We start from the raw sequence: 18,032 nt of genomic DNA, 5'->3' as shown, positions 1-18,032 counted from the left end.
CTCGATCGGGCTTCACATATGCTCGGGAATATGGCTCCGCCGTGGAAGACGTTTCAACGGTTTCTGGGCGTCACCGAGAACCTGGTGTTCAACGAGGCGCCCAAGTTCATCCGTCAACTGCAGCAGTCCGACACCGTGGCGCGCGGCATCCAGCTGGGCATCAAGCTCGGCCTGGAGGCGATCTCGGGCAATGCCGGCGCCGAGACCCCGGCGCTGGCGGCGGGGCGGCCGGTCACCGACAACAGCGTCCCGACCGCACACCGGGCCCGCAAACTCGTCTACGCCCCCGACCTGGACGGACGCGCCGATCCGGGCGAGATCGTCTGGACCTGGGTGGTCTATGAGGACGACCCCACCCGAGGCAAGGACCGGCCGGTGCTGGTCGTCGGGCGTGACCGCAGCACATTGCTCGGTCTGATGCTGTCCAGCCAGGAATATCACCGAACCGACCGCGACTGGGTCAGCATCGGCAGCGGGAGCTGGGACTACGAGGGCAGGACGAGCTGGGTGCGGCTGGACCGCGTGCTCGACGTACCCGAGGAAGGCATCCGGCGCGAAGGCGCAATCCTCGACCGCGACGTCTTCGAGGTGGTCGCCGCCCGGTTACGGGCCGAATACGCCTGGAGCTAGTCCGCTATCGCGGCTGCCGCCACATCGGCCACAGGCTGGGTCCGCCGTCGGGCAGCTTCAGTTCCCCGGTGACCTCGAATCCGAACCGCTCGTAATACGGCACGTTTTCCGGGTTGCTGGACTCTAGGTACGCCGGCGCGTACTCGGCATCGCACCGGTCCAGCCGCGAGCGCATCAATGCCTGGCCAAAACCCTTGCCCCGCACCGCCGGATCGCTCCCGATCATCGCGAGATACCAGTGCGGCTCCTCGGGGTGCGTCTTCTGCATCAGCTCGGCGGCGCCGAGACCCCTCCGCAGAGCGCCGCCCAAGGCGAGCAACAAACCCGGCATCGCCCGTAACTCCTGGACCCGCGTGTGCCGCCACTTGCCCGGGGGATCCCACAGCGCCGCACCGACGACGTGCCCGCCGTCGGAGGCGACCTCGCACGCACCGTTGGCCAGATGGTGGTGGCGGATCACCGCATCGAACAGCCGAGGTAATCTCCGCCCGCGCAGGTCGTCGTCCGGCAACATCCAGCCCATCACCGGATCGTCGTAGAACGCACGGGCCAGCACCTGTGATCCCGCGCGTACATCTGTTCTCTGTGTGCGCCGCACAGAGATGTCCGACACCACGGTCAGCCCTGGGTGATGTAGGCCTGAAGCTGCTGCTGCTCGCGCTCGAGTTCTTCCATACGGATTTTAACGACATCACCGATGCTGACGATCCCAGCCAGCCGTCCGTCCTCCACCACCGGAACGTGCCGGACCCGGTTGGTGGTCATCAGCACGCTGAGGCTGTCGAGGGTGTCGCTGGGCGCGCACGTCGCGACCAGCGTCGTCATGATCTCCGACACCGGCCGGGTCAGCAGGTCGGCGCCCACTTCATGCAGCTTGCGCACGACGTCGCGCTCCGAGACGATTCCCGCGACACCGTCGGGCGACACGACGACCATGGCGCCGATGTTGTGCACCGAGAGTTCGGTCAGCAGGCCCGAGACCGAGGTCTCGGGCGTGATGGTGGCCACCGACGCGCCCTTGTTCCGCAATACGTCCGAGATCCGCATCGTGCCTCCGCTCGTGATGTACTTCACACCAGGCTAGGTGCGCCGCGTCTTCCGCGGAAGGGCACGTGAGATTGCAACCCAGTCACGGGCGGGCCGCCACGACTTACCTCTTGAGCAGGTTCGCTGTCTCGGGATAGAACCCTGGCCGCCGCACGACCGGCGTAGCGTTGCCCCCGGAAGAGGCCGCCACATCCAGGTCTGAGGCCGACGATATCCGCCGATTGAAAGAGGGATCCGCGATGACGAGTGCCGACTCTGTGCCCACAGTCCAACTGGGAGACGAATTGACCGTCAGCGCAATCGGGTTCGGAGCGATGGCGCTGACACCGGTCTACGGCGAGGTCGATGACAGCGAGTCGCTGGCCACCCTGCACCGGTGCCTGGACGTCGGCGTGACGTTCATCGACACCGCGAACGTCTACGGCGGGGGGAACAACGAGCGGCTGATCGCCAAGCTTCTCGACGACCGCCGCGACGAAGTCACGTTGGCCACCAAGTTCGGCATCGTCGGCAATCCCGCCGAGCGCGGATCCGGCGGCCAGCTCAACGCCCGAGGTGACGCCGCCTACGTTCGGCAGAGCATCGACGAGAGCCTGCAACGATTGCAGACCGACGTCGTAGACCTCTACTACATGCACCGACGGGACGTGAACGTGCCGATCGAGGAAACCGTCGGCGCGATGGCCGAGTTGGTGACCGCAGGCAAGGTCCGCCACCTCGGGCTGTCGGAGGTGACCGCGGAGGAGTTGCGGGCCGCCGTCGCGGTGCATCCGATTGCGGCGGTACAAAGCGAATGGTCGATTTGGAGCCGCGACGTCGAAGCCAGCGTCGTACCCGCCGCGGCCGAACTCCGCGTCGGCTTCGTGCCGTATTCGCCGCTGGGCCGCGGCTTCCTCACCGGCACCGTCCGTTCGGCCGCCGACCTGTCGTCGACCGACTTCCGCCGGACCATGCCGCGGTTCAGCGAAGGTGCGCTGGACGCCAACCTCGCCGTCGTCGAGGTGGTCAAGGCCGTCGCCGAACAGCAGGGGGCCACGCCGGCCCAGGTGGCGCTCGCCTGGCTGCGGCACCGGGCCGAACAGTTCGGCGTCGGGTCGGCACCTATCCCGGGCACCCGGCGCGCCTCGCGCGTCGAGGAGAACCTCGGGTCGCTGTCGGTGGAGCTGACGCCCGAGCAGCTCGACACGCTGGACGCCGCCGCGGCGGCCGTGACGGGCCAACGCTTCACCGATCTCACCTGGGTGTCGGCGGGACGCGAATAGCAGGGACTTCTCATGATCGAGGTGACCTTGCTCGGCACCGGCAGTCCGATTCCCGACGCCCGGCGTGCGGGGCCGTCCACGCTGACGCGCGCCGGCGGCCAGACGTTTCTGATCGACTGCGGACGGGGTGTGCAGCAGCGGATGACCGCCATCGGCGTCGGCGCCAACGGCCTGAGCGCGCTGCTACTCACCCACCTGCACAGCGATCACATCGCCGATCTGGGCGACTTGATCATCACGCGCTGGGTGACGACGTTCACCCCTGACCCGCCGCCGCTGCAGATCATCGGTCCCCCCGGTACGGCCGAGGTGGTCGACGCCACCCTCGGGGCGTTCCGCTTCGACATCGGCTATCGGATGGCACATCATGCCGATCTGACCGAACCGCCGCCCGTCGAGGTGCACGAGTACACCGACGGGGTGGGGTGGGACCGCGACGGCGTCCGGATCACGGTGGCGCCCACTGACCACCGGCCGGTCACCCCGACAATTGCCTTCCGGATCGAGCATGCCGGCGCTTCGGTGGTGCTGGCCGGGGATTCGGTTCCGTGTGACAGCCTCGACTCGCTTGCCTCGGGAGCGGGGGCGTTGGTGCACACGGTGATTCGCAAGGATCTGGTCGACGAGATGCCGATGCAACGCATCCGCGACATCTGCGACTACCACTCCTCCGTCGAGCAGGCCGCCGCCACCGCGACGCGGGCCGGCGTCGGCATTCTCATCCTCACGCACTATGTGCCGGCGATGGAGTCCGGCACGGAGGACGATTGGCGAGCGCTGGCTGCCTCGGCGTTCGACCGCCAGATCGAACTGGGCGATGACCTCCATCGAGTCGAAGTCCACCCCGGGGTGTGCACCAGACTCGACAGCTGACCGGTCCGGGCGATGCGCCTTCGTAACAACGATGGCGCGCGGGGCGACATAACAGTCGCAGCGGCCGCGCCATGCGGCGGTGCTCCCAACCGGCAGATGTGAAGCAGCGGCATCTACTCCGGCAGCCGCTCGCGAGCGGCGATCTATAGGTCAAATCGGACAGACCGCACGGGCTGCGGCCTGTCCTGAAAGATGTGCGAGAAACGTATGACATTCATCAAGTCCCTGACGCGCCGGCTGATGGCCGCCGTCTTGGTTGCCCTGGTGTTGCCGGGGCTGTTTTCGGTAGTGGGCGGCTCGGCAAGGGCCGCGGCGTATTCGCGGCCCGGTCTTCCGGTCGAAACTCTCATGGTGCCGTCCGCGGCGATGGGGCGTGACATTCCGGTCAAATTCCAGGGCGGCGGATCTCATGCGGTGTATCTGCTCGACGGGCTACGGGCTCGCGACGACAACAGCGGCTGGGACATCGAGACCGCGGCGTTCGAGAACTATTTCGAGTCAGGCCTGTCGGTGGTCATGCCGGTCGGCGGCATGTCGAGCTTCTACACCAACTGGCAGGGTCCGGCCGTCGGAAACGGCGGCACCTATAACTACCAATGGGAAACCTTCCTGACCTCCGAGCTGCCCGCGTACCTGTCCGCCAACAAGGGCGTGTCGCCGAGCGGCAACGCCGTGGTGGGGCTGTCGATGTCCGGCAGCGCCGCGCTGATCCTGGCCGCTTACCATCCCGGCCAGTTCCGTTACGCGGGGTCACTTTCCGGCTTCCTCAACCTGTCCGAAGGCATCTGGCCGACGCTCGTCGGGTTCGCGATGCGCGACGCCGGCGGCTTCGATGCCACCGCGATGTGGGGTCCCGGCGGTGGGGCGGCGTGGCGGCGCAATGATCCAACGGTCAACGTCGGCCAGCTGGTGAGCAACGGCACGCGGATCTGGGTCTATTGCGGCAACGGAACTCCCGGCGAATTGGGCGGCGCGGACGTTCCCGCTCAGCTGCTGGAGGGCATCACACTGGACAGCAACAAGAACTTCCAGGCGCGGTATCTGGCGGCGGGCGGCCGCAACGGCACGTTCAATTTCCCCACCAACGGCACACACGGTTGGGGGTACTGGGGCTCCCAACTGAACGCGATGAAGGGCGATATCCAGCGCACGCTCGGGGCGTGAGCCGGCGCCTCCACCGTCACGCCGCCACGACCGCGGCGCCCTGCCTGTTGCGCCTGCGCAGCGGCAACAGCGCGCCCGCCACGATCAGCCAGGTCAGACCGGTGAACCGGGCCACCGGCAACATCGGTGCCAGGCCGGGCCAGATCAACACCAGGGTGGTGAGTTGGGCGAGCAACGCGATCGCCAGACCGGTCCATCCCAGCGCCGCCCTGGGCAGCAGTCCGAGAATCAGGCCGGGTACGGCGATACCGGCGATCAGCAGACCCAGCGCGACGACGTGCCACGGCCCGCCCGTCAGAAAGGTCAGGTAGTACAGCGCGCGCAGCAGTGGCACATCGGAGGTGACCTCCGGTCGCGACAATATCCACGCCGACAAGCCCGACAACCCGAGGCTCGCCGAGGCCAGTAGGCCGCCGGCGAGGGCGATCGTCGCGCCGGGGGCGGTCACGCCGAGCTGTCGCAGCCGCGCGCTCGCGGTCGCAGCGTAGATGGCCAGCGGGATCGACGACGCGAACGCGCCGACACCGGCGGCCAGAGCTGCGGCCGGATGCTGCCAGACGTAATCCCGCACCACCGTCGCGGAGGCGTACGGAAGCGGCATGACCCCGCCGAGCGCGACGGCCACGGCCAGGCCGGCGGTCAGCAACAGCAGTGAGATCACGGCGAGGAGGACAAGCGGTGGTCCGCCCTGACCGCGCCGACCGGTGCCATGATTTCGATCAGCAGTTGAATCGTTCATAGTTTGAACGATATGCCGGATCGCGTCCGCGAGCAAGGGAATGCATAATTCAACAAAAAAACCGTTCACAAGTGATACGATTTCAAGCCGTGCCTTCCCCGTCGGACACCGGCGACCCCAGCGACAGCGCGGCATTCCTGCTCGCCCAGATCGGCCATCACGCCACCGCGATGTTCGCGCAGTTGATGGACGACGTCGATCTGACCCCGCCGCACGCCGGGATACTGCGGGCAATCGCGTCGGAGCCGGGGCGCAGCCAACAAGCGCTCAGCGCGCAACTGGGCCTGCTGCCGAGCAGGGTTGTCGCCTACGTCGACGAGTTGGAGGACCGCGGGTACGTCGAGCGGCGCCGCAACCCCGACGACCGCCGCCTGCATGCGCTGCACCTGACGGCGTCGGGTAAACGGCTGATCACCAAGATCTCTGAGTTCGGGCGGCTCCACGAGCGGCGCATCACAGCCGGGCTCGAGGCCGAGGAACGGGAGACGCTTCGCCGGCTGCTCACCACGATCGCCGAACACCAGGGGCTGACGCCGCACGTCCATCCGGGATTCGGCACGCTGGGTCGGACCTCGACCCGCACTAAGCCAGCCGGGTGATCTCCACGACGACGTCGAGGTCCGTCGAGCCCTCGCCAGAGTAAATCCCTTTCAGGGGTGTGACATCCGAGTAGTCACGGCCCACTCCCACGCTCACGTACTGCTCGTTGATGTCGGCGTGGTTTGTCGGGTCGTAGTTCCACCAGCCGCCGGTCCAGGCCTGCACCCAGGCGTGGCTCTGCCCGTCGATGGTGTCACCGATTGACGCCTGCCGATGGGGATGAAGATAGCCCGAGACGTATCGGGCCGGAACCCCCATGCTGCGCAACAGGATCAACGTCAGGTGCGCGAAGTCTTGGCAGACGCCCTTGCCCTCACGATGCGCATCCAGGCCCGACGAGTGCACACCCGTCGTGCCGGGTACATACTCCAGTTCGCTGTGCACCCAGTTCGCGGCGGCGATGACGGCCTCCTGCGGGTCATGCTCCTTGGCGATCTTCTGACCTACCCGGGCGATGCGTCGGCTGGCGGGCGTGTAGTGCGTGCCGGTCAGCATTTCGTCGAATCTGTCGATGACGGCCTCGGATTGAAGGTCCTCCCAGGAGACCGCCTGTTCCGGCATGTCTCCCTTGTCCGTCTCGACCACCGACGACGACGTCACCTCCAGTTCGGTGTGCGGGGCGTGCAGATCGAACGACGTCACTGCGGTACCCCAGTAGTCGACATAGCGGTAGGACCTGGTGGCCGGCACTGTTTCGACGCGGTTCAGGATGACGTTCTGCCGGGAATCCGAGCGCGGCGTCAGACGCGCTTCGTTGAATGACGCCGTCACAGGTGACTTGTAGGCGTATCCCGTGGCGTGGATGACTCGCATGCGCCACATGTCAGACCTCGCCCTCCTCGATCACCAGCGAGCCGTTTCTTCCCGCGTCCGTCCACGCCACCCACGGTGCGGAGTGGAAGTACTCCACCGCCAAGGCTTCTCCGATGTCGGCGCACGTCTTCTGCAGACCGGCCAGACGCTGTTCGAGCGATTCGAGGAGGACGCCGGGACGCAGGAACTCCAATTCGCTGCGGGCGCGGCCGAGCAGGCGTTGCGTCTCGGCGGTGGCACCGACCCGATTGAGCGCGCGGTGCCGCAGTTCGTCGAGACTGTGCTCGGCCAGCCTCAGCGAATACATGACCGACCGCGGAAACAGTCGGTCCAGCAACATGAACTCGACGACACGGCCGGCGTCCAGCACGCCTCGATAGGTGCGTAGATAGGTGTCGTGGGCGCCAGCCGAGCGCAGCACCGTCACCCACGCCGGCGAGGACGCGCTGTCCCCGACCCGGGACAGCAGCAGTCGCACGGTCATGTCGACGCGTTCGATGGCGCGGCCCAACACCATGAACCGGTAGCCGTCGTCACGGGACAACGTCGAGTCCGCCAAACCCGCGAACATCGCGGCACGACCCTCGACGAACGAGAGGAATTCGTACGGCCCAAGGCGTTTGGCCGCGCGTTCCCGTTCGGCCAGTGCGTTGTAGGTGGTGTTGAGGCACTCCCAGATCTCGGTGGAGGTGACTTCGCGTGCGCCGCGGGCGTTTTCGCGCGCCGCCGAGATCGCCTCCACGATCGAGCAGCCGCCCTCGGTATCGCGGCTGAAGGCGACGAGGTCGGTCAGCGACCACACGTCCAGCTGCTCCTTCGGCGGTTGGATACCCAGCACCCGCAGCAGCGTCCGCGATGCCTGATCGGGGTCGACGCTGGAATCCTCGAGAAGCTGGTGCACCGTGACGTCGAGGATGCGGGCCGTGTCGTCGGCCCTCTCGACGTAGCGCCCGATCCAGTAGAGCGATTCGGCGTTGCGCGCCAACATCAGTGCTTCACCGCCTGCTGTTGCTGCTGCTGTTGCTGCCTCGACGACGAGCCGTCGCCGTTCTTGTCGCTCCTCGACCCCTTGGCCGTCTTCGGCAGCGCGCGGACGAGCTCGGCCGCCGCGAGTTCGCGGTCGGCGACCGACGCCCGGGATGCGAGCACCCAGGTGTCCTTCGAGCCGCCTCCCTGGCTCGAGTTGACCACCAGCGACCCTTCCGGCAGCGCAACTCGGGTCAGCCCGCCCGGCAGCACCCAGACGTCATCGCCGTCGTTGACCGCGAACGGCCGCAGGTCGACATGCCGCGGTGCGAGCTCGTCGTCGATCTGGGTCGGCACGGTCGACAACTGGACGACGGGTTGGGCGATCCATCCGCGGGGATCGCTGCGGATCTTCTTGCTGATCGTCGCCAGCTCTTTCGCGGAGGCGTCGGGGCCGAAAACGATCCCGTATCCGCCGGAGCCTTCGACCGGTTTGATGACGAGCTCGTCGACCCGATCGAGCACTTCCTCGCGCTCGTCGTCGAGCCAGCACCGGTAGGTGTCGACATTGGCGACCAGCGGCTTCTCGCCGAGGTAGTACTCGATGATCGTCGGCACGTAGGTGTAGACCAGCTTGTCGTCGCCGACGCCGTTGCCGATCGCGCTGGAGATGACCACGTTGCCCGCGCGGGCGGCGTTGAGGATCCCCGCCACGCCGAGCACCGAGTCGGGCTTGAAATGCATCGGATCCAGGAACTCGTCATCGATGCGCCGGTAGATGACGTCGACCTGGCGCTCGCCTTCGGTGGTGCGCATATAGACGGTGTTGTCGCGGCAGAACAGGTCGCGACCCTCGACCAACTCCACCCCCATCTGGCGGGCCAGCAGCGAGTGCTCGAAGTAGGCGGAGTTGTAGACGCCGGGCGTGAGCACGACCACCGTCGGATCGGCCTCGTTGGAGGCGGCGGCGTTGCGCAGGGCGCGCAGCAGATGAGAGGAGTAGTCACCGACCGCCCGCACCCGGTGCGTGGCGAACAAATTCGGAAAGACCCGCGCCATCGTGCGGCGGTTTTCCATCACGTAGGAGACACCGGACGGCGAGCGCAGGTTGTCCTCGAGCACGCGGAACACGCCCTGTGCATCGCGAACGAGGTCGATGCCCGCGACGTGAATGCGCACACCGTTCGGCGGCATGATGCCTGCGGCTTCGCGGTGGAAGTGCTCGCACGACGTGATCAACCGGCGCGGAATGACCCCATCACGCAGAATCTCCTGCTCGCCGTAGATGTCGGTCAGGTACATCTCGAGGGCCTTGACCCGTTGCCGGATGCCGCGCTCCAGCCGCGTCCACTCCGCCGCCGAGATCACGCGCGGCACCAGATCCAGCGGAAACGGGCGTTCCTGGCCGGAGAGGGAGAACGTGATGCCCTGGTCGATGAAGGCTCGGCCGAGCGCGTCTGAGCGGGCTTCGAGCTCAGCGGCATCGGACGGGGCCAGCTCTGCGTAGATGCCCTTGTACGGCCCGCGGACGTTGCCCTGGCCGTCGAACATTTCGTCGAATGCCTTCGAGTACCTGCCCAGATTGTTGTACCCGCCGAAGATGGGATCGTGCCGTTTGGCGCGCTTGCCGTCGCTGCGGGACGTCCGAGCGGGCGTGGTCGGCAAAGTTCGAAGGCTCACCCATGCCATGCTGCATCACTTCCGGGGTTTCGGCAGGCCAGTAGGTCTCACTTTGGGAGATTTGTGCGCTCGCTGGTAGCCTGAACAGTCGCTGCCCGTCGACGGGCGCGCTGAAAAGACTTAAGCAACCCAGACGAGATTTGCGAAGGAATACACGCGTGGCCAACATCAAGTCGCAGCAGAAGCGGATCCTCACCAACGAGCGCCGCCGGCTGCGCAACAAGTCCGTGAAGTCATCGCTCCACACGGCCGTGCGCGGATTCCGTGCGGCCGTCGAGTCCGGTGACAAGGACAAGGCCACCGAGCTGCTGGTGGAGACCAGCCGCAAACTGGACAAAGCCGCCAGCAAGGGCGTGATCCACAAGAACCAGGCCGCCAACCGCAAGTCGGCGCTGTCCCGGGCCCTCAACAGCATCTGAGCGCGCGCCACCCCGGCGATCGACTGACCGCCGTCAGTCGTCGGCGGCCAGCTCAGCCACCTTTCGAACCGCCGCTTCCAGCGCGTAGTCGGCGTCGGCCGCGGCACCCTTCACGTCGGCGTTCAGCGCCGCAACCAGCCGCATCGCCTCGGCCACTGATGCGCGCGACCACCGACGCGCCTGCTTCTGCGCCTTCTGCACCCGCCACGGCGGCATGCCCACGTCGGAGGCCAGCCGATACGGATCGCCGGATAACGGACCCACCCTGGCGATGGTGTGGACGGCTTCGGCCAGCGCATCGGCCAGCACCACCTGCGGCTCGCCGCTCATCATCGCCCAACGCAGCGCTTCGGCGGCGCCCGCGACGTCGCCCGTGACGGCCTTGTCGGCGATGTCAAAGCCCTTCACCTCGGCCTTACCCGAGTGGTAGCGGCGCACCGCCGCGGCGTCGACCTTGCCATCGGTATCGGCGACGAGCTGCGAGCAAGCCGCCGCCAGTTCGCGGATGTCGGAACCGACCGCGTCGAGCACGGCGGTCACGGTGTCGTCGCTGACCTTGACCCGCAGTCCGCGGAATTCGCGTCGCACAAAGTCGGCACGCTCCGCGGCTTTGGTAATGCGGGCACACGGATGTTCTTCTGCGCCAACCTTTTTGAGCTGATCTGCGAGCGCCTTTGCCCGGCCGCCGCCCGAGTGCACCACGACCAGCGTGGTGCCCGCGGGCAGGTCGGCCGCCGCGGCGGCGATCAGGGCGACCGCATCCTTGCCCGCTTCGGCCGCCGCCTCCAGCACCACGACACGCTCGTCTGCGAACAACGACGGGCTGAGCAACTCGGCGAGCTCGCTGGTGCTGACCTCTCCGGCGCGAAGTCGATCCACCGGTACGTCGTCGGTGCCGGCCCGCTTGCGCACCTGACGCAGGACCGTCCCGACGGCGCGCTCGACCAACAGCTCCTCGTCCCCCAGCACCAGGTGCAGGTCGACACTCTCTTGGCTCACCCCACGATCGTGTCATGGCCGCCCGACAGTCCCGACATCGTCCACGCGAGTAAGCAGACCGCCGCACCACCCGCCGAGACCCGCACCCACCGCCAGCGCCATGCGAGGACAGCCGAGAGACCCGTGGCCGCGACGACGATGACACCGAGCAGCCCGGAGGGCACCGGCACCGACGCCGCGGGAACGGCCGCGGCCCAGCGCGCGACCCGCAGCAACCACCACAGCTCGGGGCCGGTGAACCGGATCAGCATCTCGGCACCGAAGGGCCAGAGCGGACCCAACGCCGCGGCGGCGGTGCCGAAGACCGTGATCGGCGGAATGACGACCGCAACGGCCAGATTGGCGACGACCGACACCACGCTGAACGTTCCCGAGATCCCCGCCACCAGCGGCGCGGTGACGAGTTGCGCCGCGACAGCAACACTGACGGCATCGGCGAGCGGCTTCGGCCAGCCACCCGCCACCAAGCGCCGCGACCAGGCCGGCGCGATCACCACCAGAGCGGCCGTCGCCGACACCGACAGCGCGAAACCGACATCGACAGCGAGTTCCGGCGCGCCGATCATCAGCACGATCACGCTGGCCGAGAGCACCGGAATGGCCTGCCGGCGACGATGCGAGAGCACCGCCAGCAGGGTGATGCCACCCATCACGGCGGCACGCAGAACGCTCGCCGAGGGCTGTACCACGATGACGAACGCCAGGAGCGCGGCCGCGGCGAGAGCCACCGCGATCCGCGGCCCCACCAGTGCGGCAGCGAGCAACACGGTGCCGCACACGATGGTGACGTTGGCGCCCGACACGGCGGTCAGATGGGTCAGGCCCGATGTCTTGAATTCCCGGGTGGTCTGCCCGGTGACTGCCGCAGTGTCACCGAGTACCAACGCGGGGAGCACGGCTGCCTGGTCAGCGGGCAGGGCAGCGCGCGCCGCGGCGCCGAATCCGCTGCGGACGTGCTGCGCCACTCGCTGGATCGGCGCCGACTCCCCGAAGGTCGGCTTGCCCGACGCCGACAACACCGCGATCGTCAGATCGCGTCGGGCGGGGCGGCCGATGCGCGCCTGAAACCTTACCGGGCGGCCGGCGGTCAGCTCGGCGAAGTCACCGGCCGAGGTGAAAGCCACCACCCGGCCCGATGTTTCGCTTCCGTCGAGAGACCGGAGGGAGCCTCGGAACATGATTCGGCCGCCACCCAGCGCGCGCGGACTCTCGGTCGGCGTCACCACGACTGAGGTGGTCGAACCATAGTGATGGGTGATCGGATGGTGCCGCACTTCGTCGACACGTAGCCCGACGGCGATCGTGAACCCGACCCCGGCGACCGCGACGGCGCCGACGCCGCGCAGGACCGCTCGGCCCTCGGCCGCGGACTCGTGCACGCGATTCGTCCACCACCCCGCGCCCGCGGTGATCGTCATCGCCACCGCAGTCACGGCGATGGAACCACCGACGTGCCAGAGGATCCCGGAGGCGGTGACCGCCCATCCGGTCAGGGCGGCCGGGACCAAGCGGATGTCGAGCGGGGTATCGCCGGCCATCGACGTCATACGTGGACGAGGTCGCGCAGCTTCTCCAGCCGTGCGGGACCGATTCCGTCCACGTCACCGAGTTGATCGACGCTGGTGAATCGCCCATTGGCGTCACGCCACGCGATGATCGCCGCCGCCGTGACCGGGCCGATGCCGGGGAGCCCGTCCAGTTGTTCCACGGTCGCGCCGTTCAGGTCGATCGGACCCTCGGGCGCCGCGGGGCTTCCGGGTGCCGCCGGGCCCGCCGGCCTCGCGGCCGGACTCGGCCCTGAGGCGACCGAACTGCCCATCGCGGTCGGCTGCCCCGGCGCCGCGCCGATACCCACGATGATCTGTTCACCGTCGGCGACCCGCCGGGCCATGTTCAGCCCGATCAGATCCGCGCCGTCCAGGGTGCCGCCCGCGGCGGTCAGGGCGTCCGCGATCCGCGCCCCCGGCTTCAACATGACCAGGCCCGGCTTGTGCACCAGCCCGACCACGCTCACCACGACATCCTGATCCTCCGCAGGAGGAGAAGCGGCCGGGGACGGACTGGCTGACGAAACCATCTGCACCGGTGGTAATTTGGCCGATGAGATGGCCGGCGGCTTGTCCCGAATCAAGGCAAAGACGGTCACCAGCACCGCGATGACCCCGACGACGCCGAGCGCGAAGACGCCGGCCCGTCCCGGATCGGCACGAACGGCCGCGGCCCAACCGGTCTCGGCCGACTTGGCTTCCGGTAACCAACGCGACAACGAGGTGTCCGGCTGATCGTCGTCGGCGGACTCCGAATCGTCTTCTGCGTCGAGTCGACGGTGCAGCCGATCGACGGGCAGTTCGGTTCGCATGCGTTGACGGTAGATGCGGCTTCGGACCCCACCACCTCAGCGCGATGACGCGCCGAGGAGCCTGTGGATGAAATCACGTCTGTGGATAGATGCTTGGACTACCTTGCTACCGTTCCCTCTGGGGGTGAAACGTGGATCACCGTCGTATCCCGATGGTCGCGGGCATCGGTTTCGCGATGCTGTACACCGCTGCGCTACTTGGAATTCCGACATTGCCCGGCATAGACAAGTCGGGTTCTGACATCGTCTCGTTCGTCAGCCGGCACGCGGGGGTCATACGTGTTCAGACGTTGCTCGTCGCGTTCGGCTCGCTGGCGCTTGTCGTGGTCCTCGGCTATGCCCGCGAGCGTCTGACCGGCCCGTCTGCCTACATCTTCACCATCGGCTCGGCGGTCTTGCTGGTTCAGACGGGGATCGCCATGTGGTTCAGCGCCGGGCTGGCCCTGCATCCTGAAGAACTGGGATCGGCAACCGCGCGCACCATCGCCGACATCGCGTCGATGTGGGGTCCCGTTCTGACCATCGCCGACATCATGATTGCCGCACCGATCCTCTTGGCGGCCAACGAAGATCGGTTTCCGAGATGGATGGGCGTCCTGGCGGCGGTGTTCGCTGTCGAGCAGCTCATCGAGACGATCACGATCATCGGACCGGCGGGTAGCTTCATCTCACCCGGCGGACCGATGAACCTCTATCTCGGGGGATCTCTCTTCATCATCTTTTTTCTTGCGCTCGGTGTCGCGTTGTCCATCGATCGGCCCGCGCCCGATCACCTGGTTGCGGCCGACGAACCCCGCGCCGAATGATCGACGGCGCGGGCAGATGGCTCCGTGCCGGTGCCGGCCTTCTTGTGTTCACCGTGTCCTTCTCCGGCGCCCGCCGAATCGGTGCGCTGCCGTCGATGTGTGGGTCCGGGGATCTTCTTGGCGACCGAGTCGTCGGAGGTAGCCCGCGAATCGCCGCGCTCCGAACGTTTTGCGCCGTCACTCGTCGCACCCTTCGACCCGTCACTGATCGAACTCGTGGAGGGACTCAGGTTTTCGGTCGTACGTGCGGCGGGATTCGCATCGCGTGGGCGGTCGCCTTGCGCCGCAAGCTCGGCCGACGGCGTGGGCGGCAACTGGGCCGGCGTCCGCGCTGACGGGAAGGGATCGGCAAGCGAAGCGCGAATGTTGGTCACCGCGGTGTCGACCGCCGAGGTGACGATCCCGGCGGCATCGTCGATCACCTTGCCCGCCTGCGCGCCACCTGCAGCCAGGGCCGCCACCGGGTTGCCGGATCGGGCAAGTTCCTGTGCGCCGGCATCCGCAGCCTGTACGACGCCGAGCAGAAGTAGCTCACCGGCCTGGAACGCCACCGCCGTCACGACATTGACCGTCTCCGCGGAAGCGACCTGCAGGATGTTTCTGGCGCCCGTCGGAGTCGTCGGCGGGCCCACCGGCTGATCGAGGGCGCCGAGAATGTTGGTACGCCCGTTCTGGACCGTCTGCAGGAACTGACCGGGCGTGAAGACCGCGGCACCGACGTTGAACGCCTCCACGATGGCGACGTCGAGCGCGTGAAACGCCTTCGGTACCACCAGGAAGACATCGTTGTTCAACAGCGGTGTGGCCGCGGCGTTCGCCGGCCCGGTGATCGATGCCAGCGCGTCGCCGACCGCCCTGAGCGGCGCACCCGTCGTCAGAACTGAACCCAGGAACGTCACCGGGGCCTGGGCCGTGGCGGCCGGCACGGTGATCGCGGCCTCCACGGCGAACGGGCAGATCAGGCTGCAGTACTGGAACTGGTTGCGAATGAAGGCCAGCGGAATGGCACCGAGTGCCGGTGCGACCGACTGGGCTGCGGGGCCGACGGCCTGAGTGGGAGGTGGTTCGGCCGCACCGGCCACCGGTGCGACGGCCAGTGCGCTGATCCCGGCGATGGCGATACCGGTCGTGACGGACGAACGGATACCCGCGCGCATGTCGGCCCCCAGGTGGTTGTGTTCGCTGATGCACCCACTCATTGACACGTTGCGCATGGCGCGGAAGTTCGATCACGGCGAACACGATCGTCGTAACATGCTGGAGGTGGACGGTGTGCACGATATGGGTGGTGTCGACGGCTTCGGGCCGGTCGTGCACGATGATTCCGCCGCCTTCTTCGCCGAGGACTGGGAGCGTCGCGTCTTCCGGATACTCATGGGCACCACGGATGTGCTGGGTAGCCCCGGCGGGAAGTTCCGCCACTCGATCGAGCGCATGGACCCGGTGCATTACCTGTCGTCTCCCTACTACGAACGCTGGTTGACGGGTCTGACCACGCAATTCGTCGAAGCGGGCATCACCACGGCGGATGAACTCGACCGCCGTGCGGGGGGACACTTTCCGCTGTCCCGGCCCGACCGGGGTGCGTTGCCCGACGACCTCACCCCGCGCACCGAACCGCGCTATTCCGTCGGAGAGGACGTCCGCGTCCGCCAGTGGCATCCCCACGGACACACCCGAGCTCCGCGCTACGTGCAGGGCAAAAGGGGCACGATCGTGCGCGTCGACGGCGCCGCCGACATCGACGATGTCCAGGCCCACGGCGGTGGTTCCGTCAGCGACCCGCTCTATTCCGTCCGCTTCACGTCCGGAGAGCTGTGGGGCGATGGTGGCACCGACGGCGAAATCATTCACGTCGACCTCTTCGAGCGCTACCTGCAGGACCCCGATGAGCGTTGACCATCACCACCCGACCGACCTGGCACCGGTCGAGGCGCGGGTCGCCGCGATCGAGGCGGTGCTCGTCGAAAAAGGCATCCTCGACGTCGATGCGGTCGACTCGATGGTCCGAACCTTCGAGGAAACCCTCGGCCCGATGAACGGCGCCAAGGTGGTCGCCCGCGCATGGACGGATCCCGCGTTCAAACAGCGACTCCTCACCGACGGCACCGCAACAATCAAGGCGCTCGGGTTCACCGGCCCCGAGGGCGACCACATGGTCGTGGTCGAAAACACCCCCGAGGTCCACAACCTCGTGGTGTGCACGCTCTGCTCCTGCTATCCGTGGCCGGTACTCGGGCTGCCGCCCAGTTGGTACAAGTCCCCGGCCTACCGGTCACGGGCAGTTCGCGAACCGCGCAAGCTCCTCGCGGAGATGGGCACGGTCATCGAAGACCACGTCGAGATCCGGGTATGGGACTCCAGCGCCGAGGCGCGATACCTGGTGCTCCCGATGCGTCCGACCGGCACCGGGGAGATGACCGAGGACCAGCTGGCGGCCGTCGTCACACGCGATTCGATGATCGGGGTCCGTCGGCTGTGACCGGATCGCCGCTCGACGACGAGTCGATCCCCCGCGACAACGGCGAGCTCGTCTTCGAAGCGCCGTGGCAGGCCCGCGCGCTGGCCGTCGCGGTCGCGCTCGTCGAGAAACTCGGCCTGCCCTGGGATGTCTTCCGGCATCGACTGATCGACGCGATCGCCGAGGACCCACAACGTCCCTACTACGAGAGCTGGGGCAGCGCACTGGAGTCGATGGTCGTCGAATTGGAATTGACCACGCCATCGGACCTGGATGCTGCGGCCCCGACCGAACGCACGCCGCTCTAAGCGATTGTCGGCCAATAGCTCTCGCCGCCATCGATCGCGCTAGGTGACCTGCCCGGAGTGCCCGCCCGTGACCGGTTCGTCGAGTGTGATGGCTCGGGCGTCATCGGGCACGGCGCCGGCCGCCCCCTCAGGCGTCGAGCGCTCCAGGAACCGCAGCAGCTCGACGGGAAAGGGCAGCACGAGGGTCGAATTCTTCTCCGCGGCGACCTCGACGACCGTCTGCAGCAGGCGCAGTTGCAGCGCCGCCGGCTGTTCTGCCATCACCTCCGCGGCCTGCGCGAGTTTCTCGGACGCCTGCAATTCCCCGTCTGCGGTGATGATCCGGGCGCGCCGCTCACGCTCGGCCTCGGCCTGGCGCGCGATCGACCGCTTCATGGAATCGGGCAGCACGACGTCCTTGATCTCGACGCGGTCGATGTGGATGCCCCAGCCCAAGGCGGGGTTGTCGATCAACAGCTCGAGGCCCTGGTTCAGCCGCTCCCGGTTGGACAGGAGGTCGTCGAGGTTGCTCTTGCCGATGATGGACCGCAGCGAGGTCTGCGCAACCTGGCCGATCGCCGACATGTAATCCTGCACGTCGACGGCAGCGCGCACCGGGTCGCAGACCTTGAAGTAGATCACCGCGTCGACCCGGACCGTCACGTTGTCGCGGGTTATCCCGTCCTGGGCGGGCACCGGCAAGGTGATGATCTGCATGTTCACCTTCTGCAGGCGGTCGGCGATCGGGATCAGCACGGCCAGCCCGGGCTGCCGGACGCGGGGTTGCACCCGGCCGAACCGGAAGACGACGCCCTTTTCGAACTGCTTGACGACCCGGATGTTGGCCAGACCCAGCCAGATCACCCCGATGCCTGCGGCGCCGACCGGTGCGAGCGTGTAGAGGATGCTCATGGTGTCCTCCTCGAC

21 protein-coding genes are annotated in these 18,032 nt (G+C 67.4%); 10 read left to right on the top strand and 11 right to left on the bottom strand.

What is annotated here, in order from left to right:
* Positions 1–30: 30 nt before the first annotated feature.
* Entirely contained in the window at positions 31–630 is a 600-nt protein-coding gene (locus tag ACVWWN_RS18060; RefSeq protein WP_457145080.1) for a type II toxin-antitoxin system PemK/MazF family toxin, read from the top strand.
* A gap of 4 nt (positions 631–634) precedes the next feature.
* Here ACVWWN_RS18060 and ACVWWN_RS18055 read toward each other — a convergent pair whose 3' ends face one another.
* A complete protein-coding gene (locus ACVWWN_RS18055) occupies positions 635–1,243 on the bottom strand; it encodes a GNAT family N-acetyltransferase (RefSeq protein ID WP_457145079.1) in 609 nt (202 codons plus the stop codon).
* A 5-nt stretch (positions 1,244–1,248) separates the two neighbouring features.
* Positions 1,249–1,677, bottom strand: coding sequence for a CBS domain-containing protein (locus ACVWWN_RS18050; RefSeq protein WP_457145078.1), 429 nt, complete (start codon positions 1,675–1,677; stop codon positions 1,249–1,251).
* 239 nt (positions 1,678–1,916) lie between these two features.
* On the opposite strand from ACVWWN_RS18050, the gene ACVWWN_RS18045 reads away from it, so the two are divergent.
* From ACVWWN_RS18045 to ACVWWN_RS18035, 3 genes are all read left to right on the top strand, one after another.
* Positions 1,917–2,939: an aldo/keto reductase gene (locus ACVWWN_RS18045; protein WP_457145077.1), complete on the top strand. Its 1,023-nt coding sequence runs from the start codon at positions 1,917–1,919 to the stop codon at positions 2,937–2,939.
* Positions 2,940–2,951: 12 nt separating this feature from the next.
* Complete coding sequence (locus tag ACVWWN_RS18040) at positions 2,952–3,812, top strand: ribonuclease Z (protein ID WP_457145076.1); 861 nt, start codon at positions 2,952–2,954, stop codon at positions 3,810–3,812.
* Between the two features lie 207 nt (positions 3,813–4,019).
* Positions 4,020–4,976 carry an esterase family protein gene (locus ACVWWN_RS18035; RefSeq protein WP_457145075.1) on the top strand — a complete coding sequence of 319 codons (957 nt, stop codon included), beginning with the start codon at positions 4,020–4,022 and terminating at the stop codon, positions 4,974–4,976.
* Between the two features lie 16 nt (positions 4,977–4,992).
* Here the strand turns inward: ACVWWN_RS18035 and ACVWWN_RS18030 are convergent, their stop codons facing one another.
* A complete protein-coding gene (locus ACVWWN_RS18030) occupies positions 4,993–5,715 on the bottom strand; it encodes a hypothetical protein (protein ID WP_457145074.1) in 723 nt (240 codons plus the stop codon).
* Positions 5,716–5,804: 89 nt separating this feature from the next.
* Between ACVWWN_RS18030 and ACVWWN_RS18025 the strand changes: the two genes are divergently transcribed.
* Positions 5,805–6,314 carry a MarR family winged helix-turn-helix transcriptional regulator gene (locus tag ACVWWN_RS18025; RefSeq protein WP_457145073.1) on the top strand — a complete coding sequence of 170 codons (510 nt, stop codon included), beginning with the start codon at positions 5,805–5,807 and terminating at the stop codon, positions 6,312–6,314.
* Here the strand turns inward: ACVWWN_RS18025 and ACVWWN_RS18020 are convergent.
* Genes ACVWWN_RS18020 through ACVWWN_RS18010 form a run of 3 tightly spaced genes read right to left on the bottom strand, consistent with a single transcriptional unit; the run spans position 6,298 to position 9,645 of the window.
* Positions 6,298–7,137: a transglutaminase family protein gene (locus ACVWWN_RS18020; protein WP_457145072.1), complete on the bottom strand. Its 840-nt coding sequence runs from the start codon at positions 7,135–7,137 to the stop codon at positions 6,298–6,300. The two genes, ACVWWN_RS18025 and ACVWWN_RS18020, sit on opposite strands and share 17 nt — an antisense overlap.
* 1 nt (position 7,138) lies before the next feature.
* Complete coding sequence (locus tag ACVWWN_RS18015; protein WP_457145071.1) at positions 7,139–8,116, bottom strand: alpha-E domain-containing protein; 978 nt, start codon at positions 8,114–8,116, stop codon at positions 7,139–7,141.
* Positions 8,116–9,645 carry a circularly permuted type 2 ATP-grasp protein gene (locus tag ACVWWN_RS18010; RefSeq protein WP_457149175.1) on the bottom strand — a complete coding sequence of 510 codons (1,530 nt, stop codon included), beginning with the start codon at positions 9,643–9,645 and terminating at the stop codon, positions 8,116–8,118. The genes ACVWWN_RS18015 and ACVWWN_RS18010 overlap by 1 nt, the downstream gene beginning before the upstream one ends.
* 287 nt (positions 9,646–9,932) lie before the next feature.
* On the opposite strand from ACVWWN_RS18010, the gene rpsT reads away from it, so the two are divergent.
* Positions 9,933–10,193: a 30S ribosomal protein S20 gene (gene rpsT, locus ACVWWN_RS18005; protein ID WP_457145070.1), complete on the top strand. Its 261-nt coding sequence runs from the start codon at positions 9,933–9,935 to the stop codon at positions 10,191–10,193.
* Positions 10,194–10,226: 33 nt separating this feature from the next.
* On the opposite strand, the gene holA is transcribed toward rpsT, so the two are convergent.
* Genes holA through ACVWWN_RS17990 form a run of 3 tightly spaced genes read right to left on the bottom strand, consistent with a single transcriptional unit; the run spans position 10,227 to position 13,551 of the window.
* Positions 10,227–11,192 (bottom strand): DNA polymerase III subunit delta, encoded by a 966-nt coding sequence (gene holA / locus ACVWWN_RS18000; protein WP_457145069.1) that lies wholly within the window; start codon positions 11,190–11,192, stop codon positions 10,227–10,229.
* Positions 11,189–12,730 carry a ComEC/Rec2 family competence protein gene (locus ACVWWN_RS17995; protein WP_457149174.1) on the bottom strand — a complete coding sequence of 514 codons (1,542 nt, stop codon included), beginning with the start codon at positions 12,728–12,730 and terminating at the stop codon, positions 11,189–11,191. Before ACVWWN_RS17995 ends, holA begins: the two co-directional genes overlap by 4 nt.
* Before the next feature lie 5 nt (positions 12,731–12,735).
* Entirely contained in the window at positions 12,736–13,551 is an 816-nt protein-coding gene (locus ACVWWN_RS17990; protein WP_457145068.1) for a ComEA family DNA-binding protein, read from the bottom strand.
* 152 nt (positions 13,552–13,703) lie between these two features.
* Here ACVWWN_RS17990 and ACVWWN_RS17985 point away from each other — a divergent pair, with 152 nt between their 5' ends.
* Positions 13,704–14,357, top strand: coding sequence for a hypothetical protein (locus tag ACVWWN_RS17985; RefSeq protein ID WP_457149173.1), 654 nt, complete (start codon positions 13,704–13,706; stop codon positions 14,355–14,357).
* Here the strand turns inward: ACVWWN_RS17985 and ACVWWN_RS17980 are convergent.
* Positions 14,321–15,571 carry a hypothetical protein gene (locus tag ACVWWN_RS17980; RefSeq protein WP_457145067.1) on the bottom strand — a complete coding sequence of 417 codons (1,251 nt, stop codon included), beginning with the start codon at positions 15,569–15,571 and terminating at the stop codon, positions 14,321–14,323. The two genes, ACVWWN_RS17985 and ACVWWN_RS17980, sit on opposite strands and share 37 nt — an antisense overlap.
* Positions 15,572–15,611: 40 nt before the next feature.
* Here ACVWWN_RS17980 and nthB point away from each other — a divergent pair, with 40 nt between their 5' ends.
* From nthB to ACVWWN_RS17965, 3 genes are read left to right on the top strand one after another with little or no spacing between them, the layout of a single operon-like run.
* On the top strand, positions 15,612–16,256 hold the full coding sequence (nthB, locus tag ACVWWN_RS17975) for a nitrile hydratase subunit beta (protein WP_457145066.1): 645 nt from the start codon (positions 15,612–15,614) through the stop codon (positions 16,254–16,256).
* The gene (gene nthA / locus ACVWWN_RS17970) at positions 16,246–16,839 is read left to right on the top strand and encodes a nitrile hydratase subunit alpha (protein ID WP_457145065.1); all 594 of its coding nucleotides are present in this window, start codon (positions 16,246–16,248) and stop codon (positions 16,837–16,839) included. Before nthB ends, nthA begins: the two co-directional genes overlap by 11 nt.
* Positions 16,836–17,126: a nitrile hydratase accessory protein gene (locus ACVWWN_RS17965; protein WP_457145064.1), complete on the top strand. Its 291-nt coding sequence runs from the start codon at positions 16,836–16,838 to the stop codon at positions 17,124–17,126. Before nthA ends, ACVWWN_RS17965 begins: the two co-directional genes overlap by 4 nt.
* Positions 17,127–17,165: 39 nt before the next feature.
* On the opposite strand, the gene ACVWWN_RS17960 is transcribed toward ACVWWN_RS17965, so the two are convergent.
* Positions 17,166–18,017, bottom strand: a complete 852-nt coding sequence (locus tag ACVWWN_RS17960) for an SPFH domain-containing protein (RefSeq protein WP_457145063.1) — start codon at positions 18,015–18,017, stop codon at positions 17,166–17,168.
* Positions 18,018–18,032 lie beyond the last annotated feature (15 nt).

This window comes from Mycobacterium sp. URHB0021, assembly GCF_054057895.1.
The sequence above is the reverse complement of the archived record's forward strand: the minus strand, read 5'-3'. Positions and strand labels throughout refer to the sequence as shown.

Bases quoted from the DNA above. Each gene is read 5' to 3' on its own strand.
- ACVWWN_RS18060 (WP_457145080.1), top strand. From the start codon at position 31: ATGGCTCCGCCGTGGAAGACGTTTCAACGGTTTCTGGGCGTCACCGAG.
- ACVWWN_RS18020 (WP_457145072.1), bottom strand. From the start codon at position 7,137: ATGTGGCGCATGCGAGTCATCCACGCCACGGGATACGCCTACAAGTCA.
- nthA (WP_457145065.1), top strand. From the start codon at position 16,246: ATGAGCGTTGACCATCACCACCCGACCGACCTGGCACCGGTCGAGGCG.
- ACVWWN_RS18040 (WP_457145076.1), top strand. From the start codon at position 2,952: ATGATCGAGGTGACCTTGCTCGGCACCGGCAGTCCGATTCCCGACGCC.
- ACVWWN_RS17985 (WP_457149173.1), top strand. From the start codon at position 13,704: ATGGTCGCGGGCATCGGTTTCGCGATGCTGTACACCGCTGCGCTACTT.
- ACVWWN_RS18045 (WP_457145077.1), top strand. From the start codon at position 1,917: ATGACGAGTGCCGACTCTGTGCCCACAGTCCAACTGGGAGACGAATTG.
- ACVWWN_RS18030 (WP_457145074.1), bottom strand. From the start codon at position 5,715: ATGAACGATTCAACTGCTGATCGAAATCATGGCACCGGTCGGCGCGGT.
- ACVWWN_RS17980 (WP_457145067.1), bottom strand. From the start codon at position 15,571: ATGCGCAACGTGTCAATGAGTGGGTGCATCAGCGAACACAACCACCTG.
- ACVWWN_RS18035 (WP_457145075.1), top strand. From the start codon at position 4,020: ATGACATTCATCAAGTCCCTGACGCGCCGGCTGATGGCCGCCGTCTTG.
- ACVWWN_RS17990 (WP_457145068.1), bottom strand. From the start codon at position 13,551: ATGCGAACCGAACTGCCCGTCGATCGGCTGCACCGTCGACTCGACGCA.
- ACVWWN_RS18010 (WP_457149175.1), bottom strand. From the start codon at position 9,645: ATGTTCGACGGCCAGGGCAACGTCCGCGGGCCGTACAAGGGCATCTAC.
- nthB (WP_457145066.1), top strand. From the start codon at position 15,612: ATGCTGGAGGTGGACGGTGTGCACGATATGGGTGGTGTCGACGGCTTC.
- ACVWWN_RS18050 (WP_457145078.1), bottom strand. From the start codon at position 1,677: ATGCGGATCTCGGACGTATTGCGGAACAAGGGCGCGTCGGTGGCCACC.
- ACVWWN_RS17995 (WP_457149174.1), bottom strand. From the start codon at position 12,730: ATGGCCGGCGATACCCCGCTCGACATCCGCTTGGTCCCGGCCGCCCTG.
- ACVWWN_RS17960 (WP_457145063.1), bottom strand. From the start codon at position 18,017: ATGAGCATCCTCTACACGCTCGCACCGGTCGGCGCCGCAGGCATCGGG.
- ACVWWN_RS18015 (WP_457145071.1), bottom strand. From the start codon at position 8,116: ATGTTGGCGCGCAACGCCGAATCGCTCTACTGGATCGGGCGCTACGTC.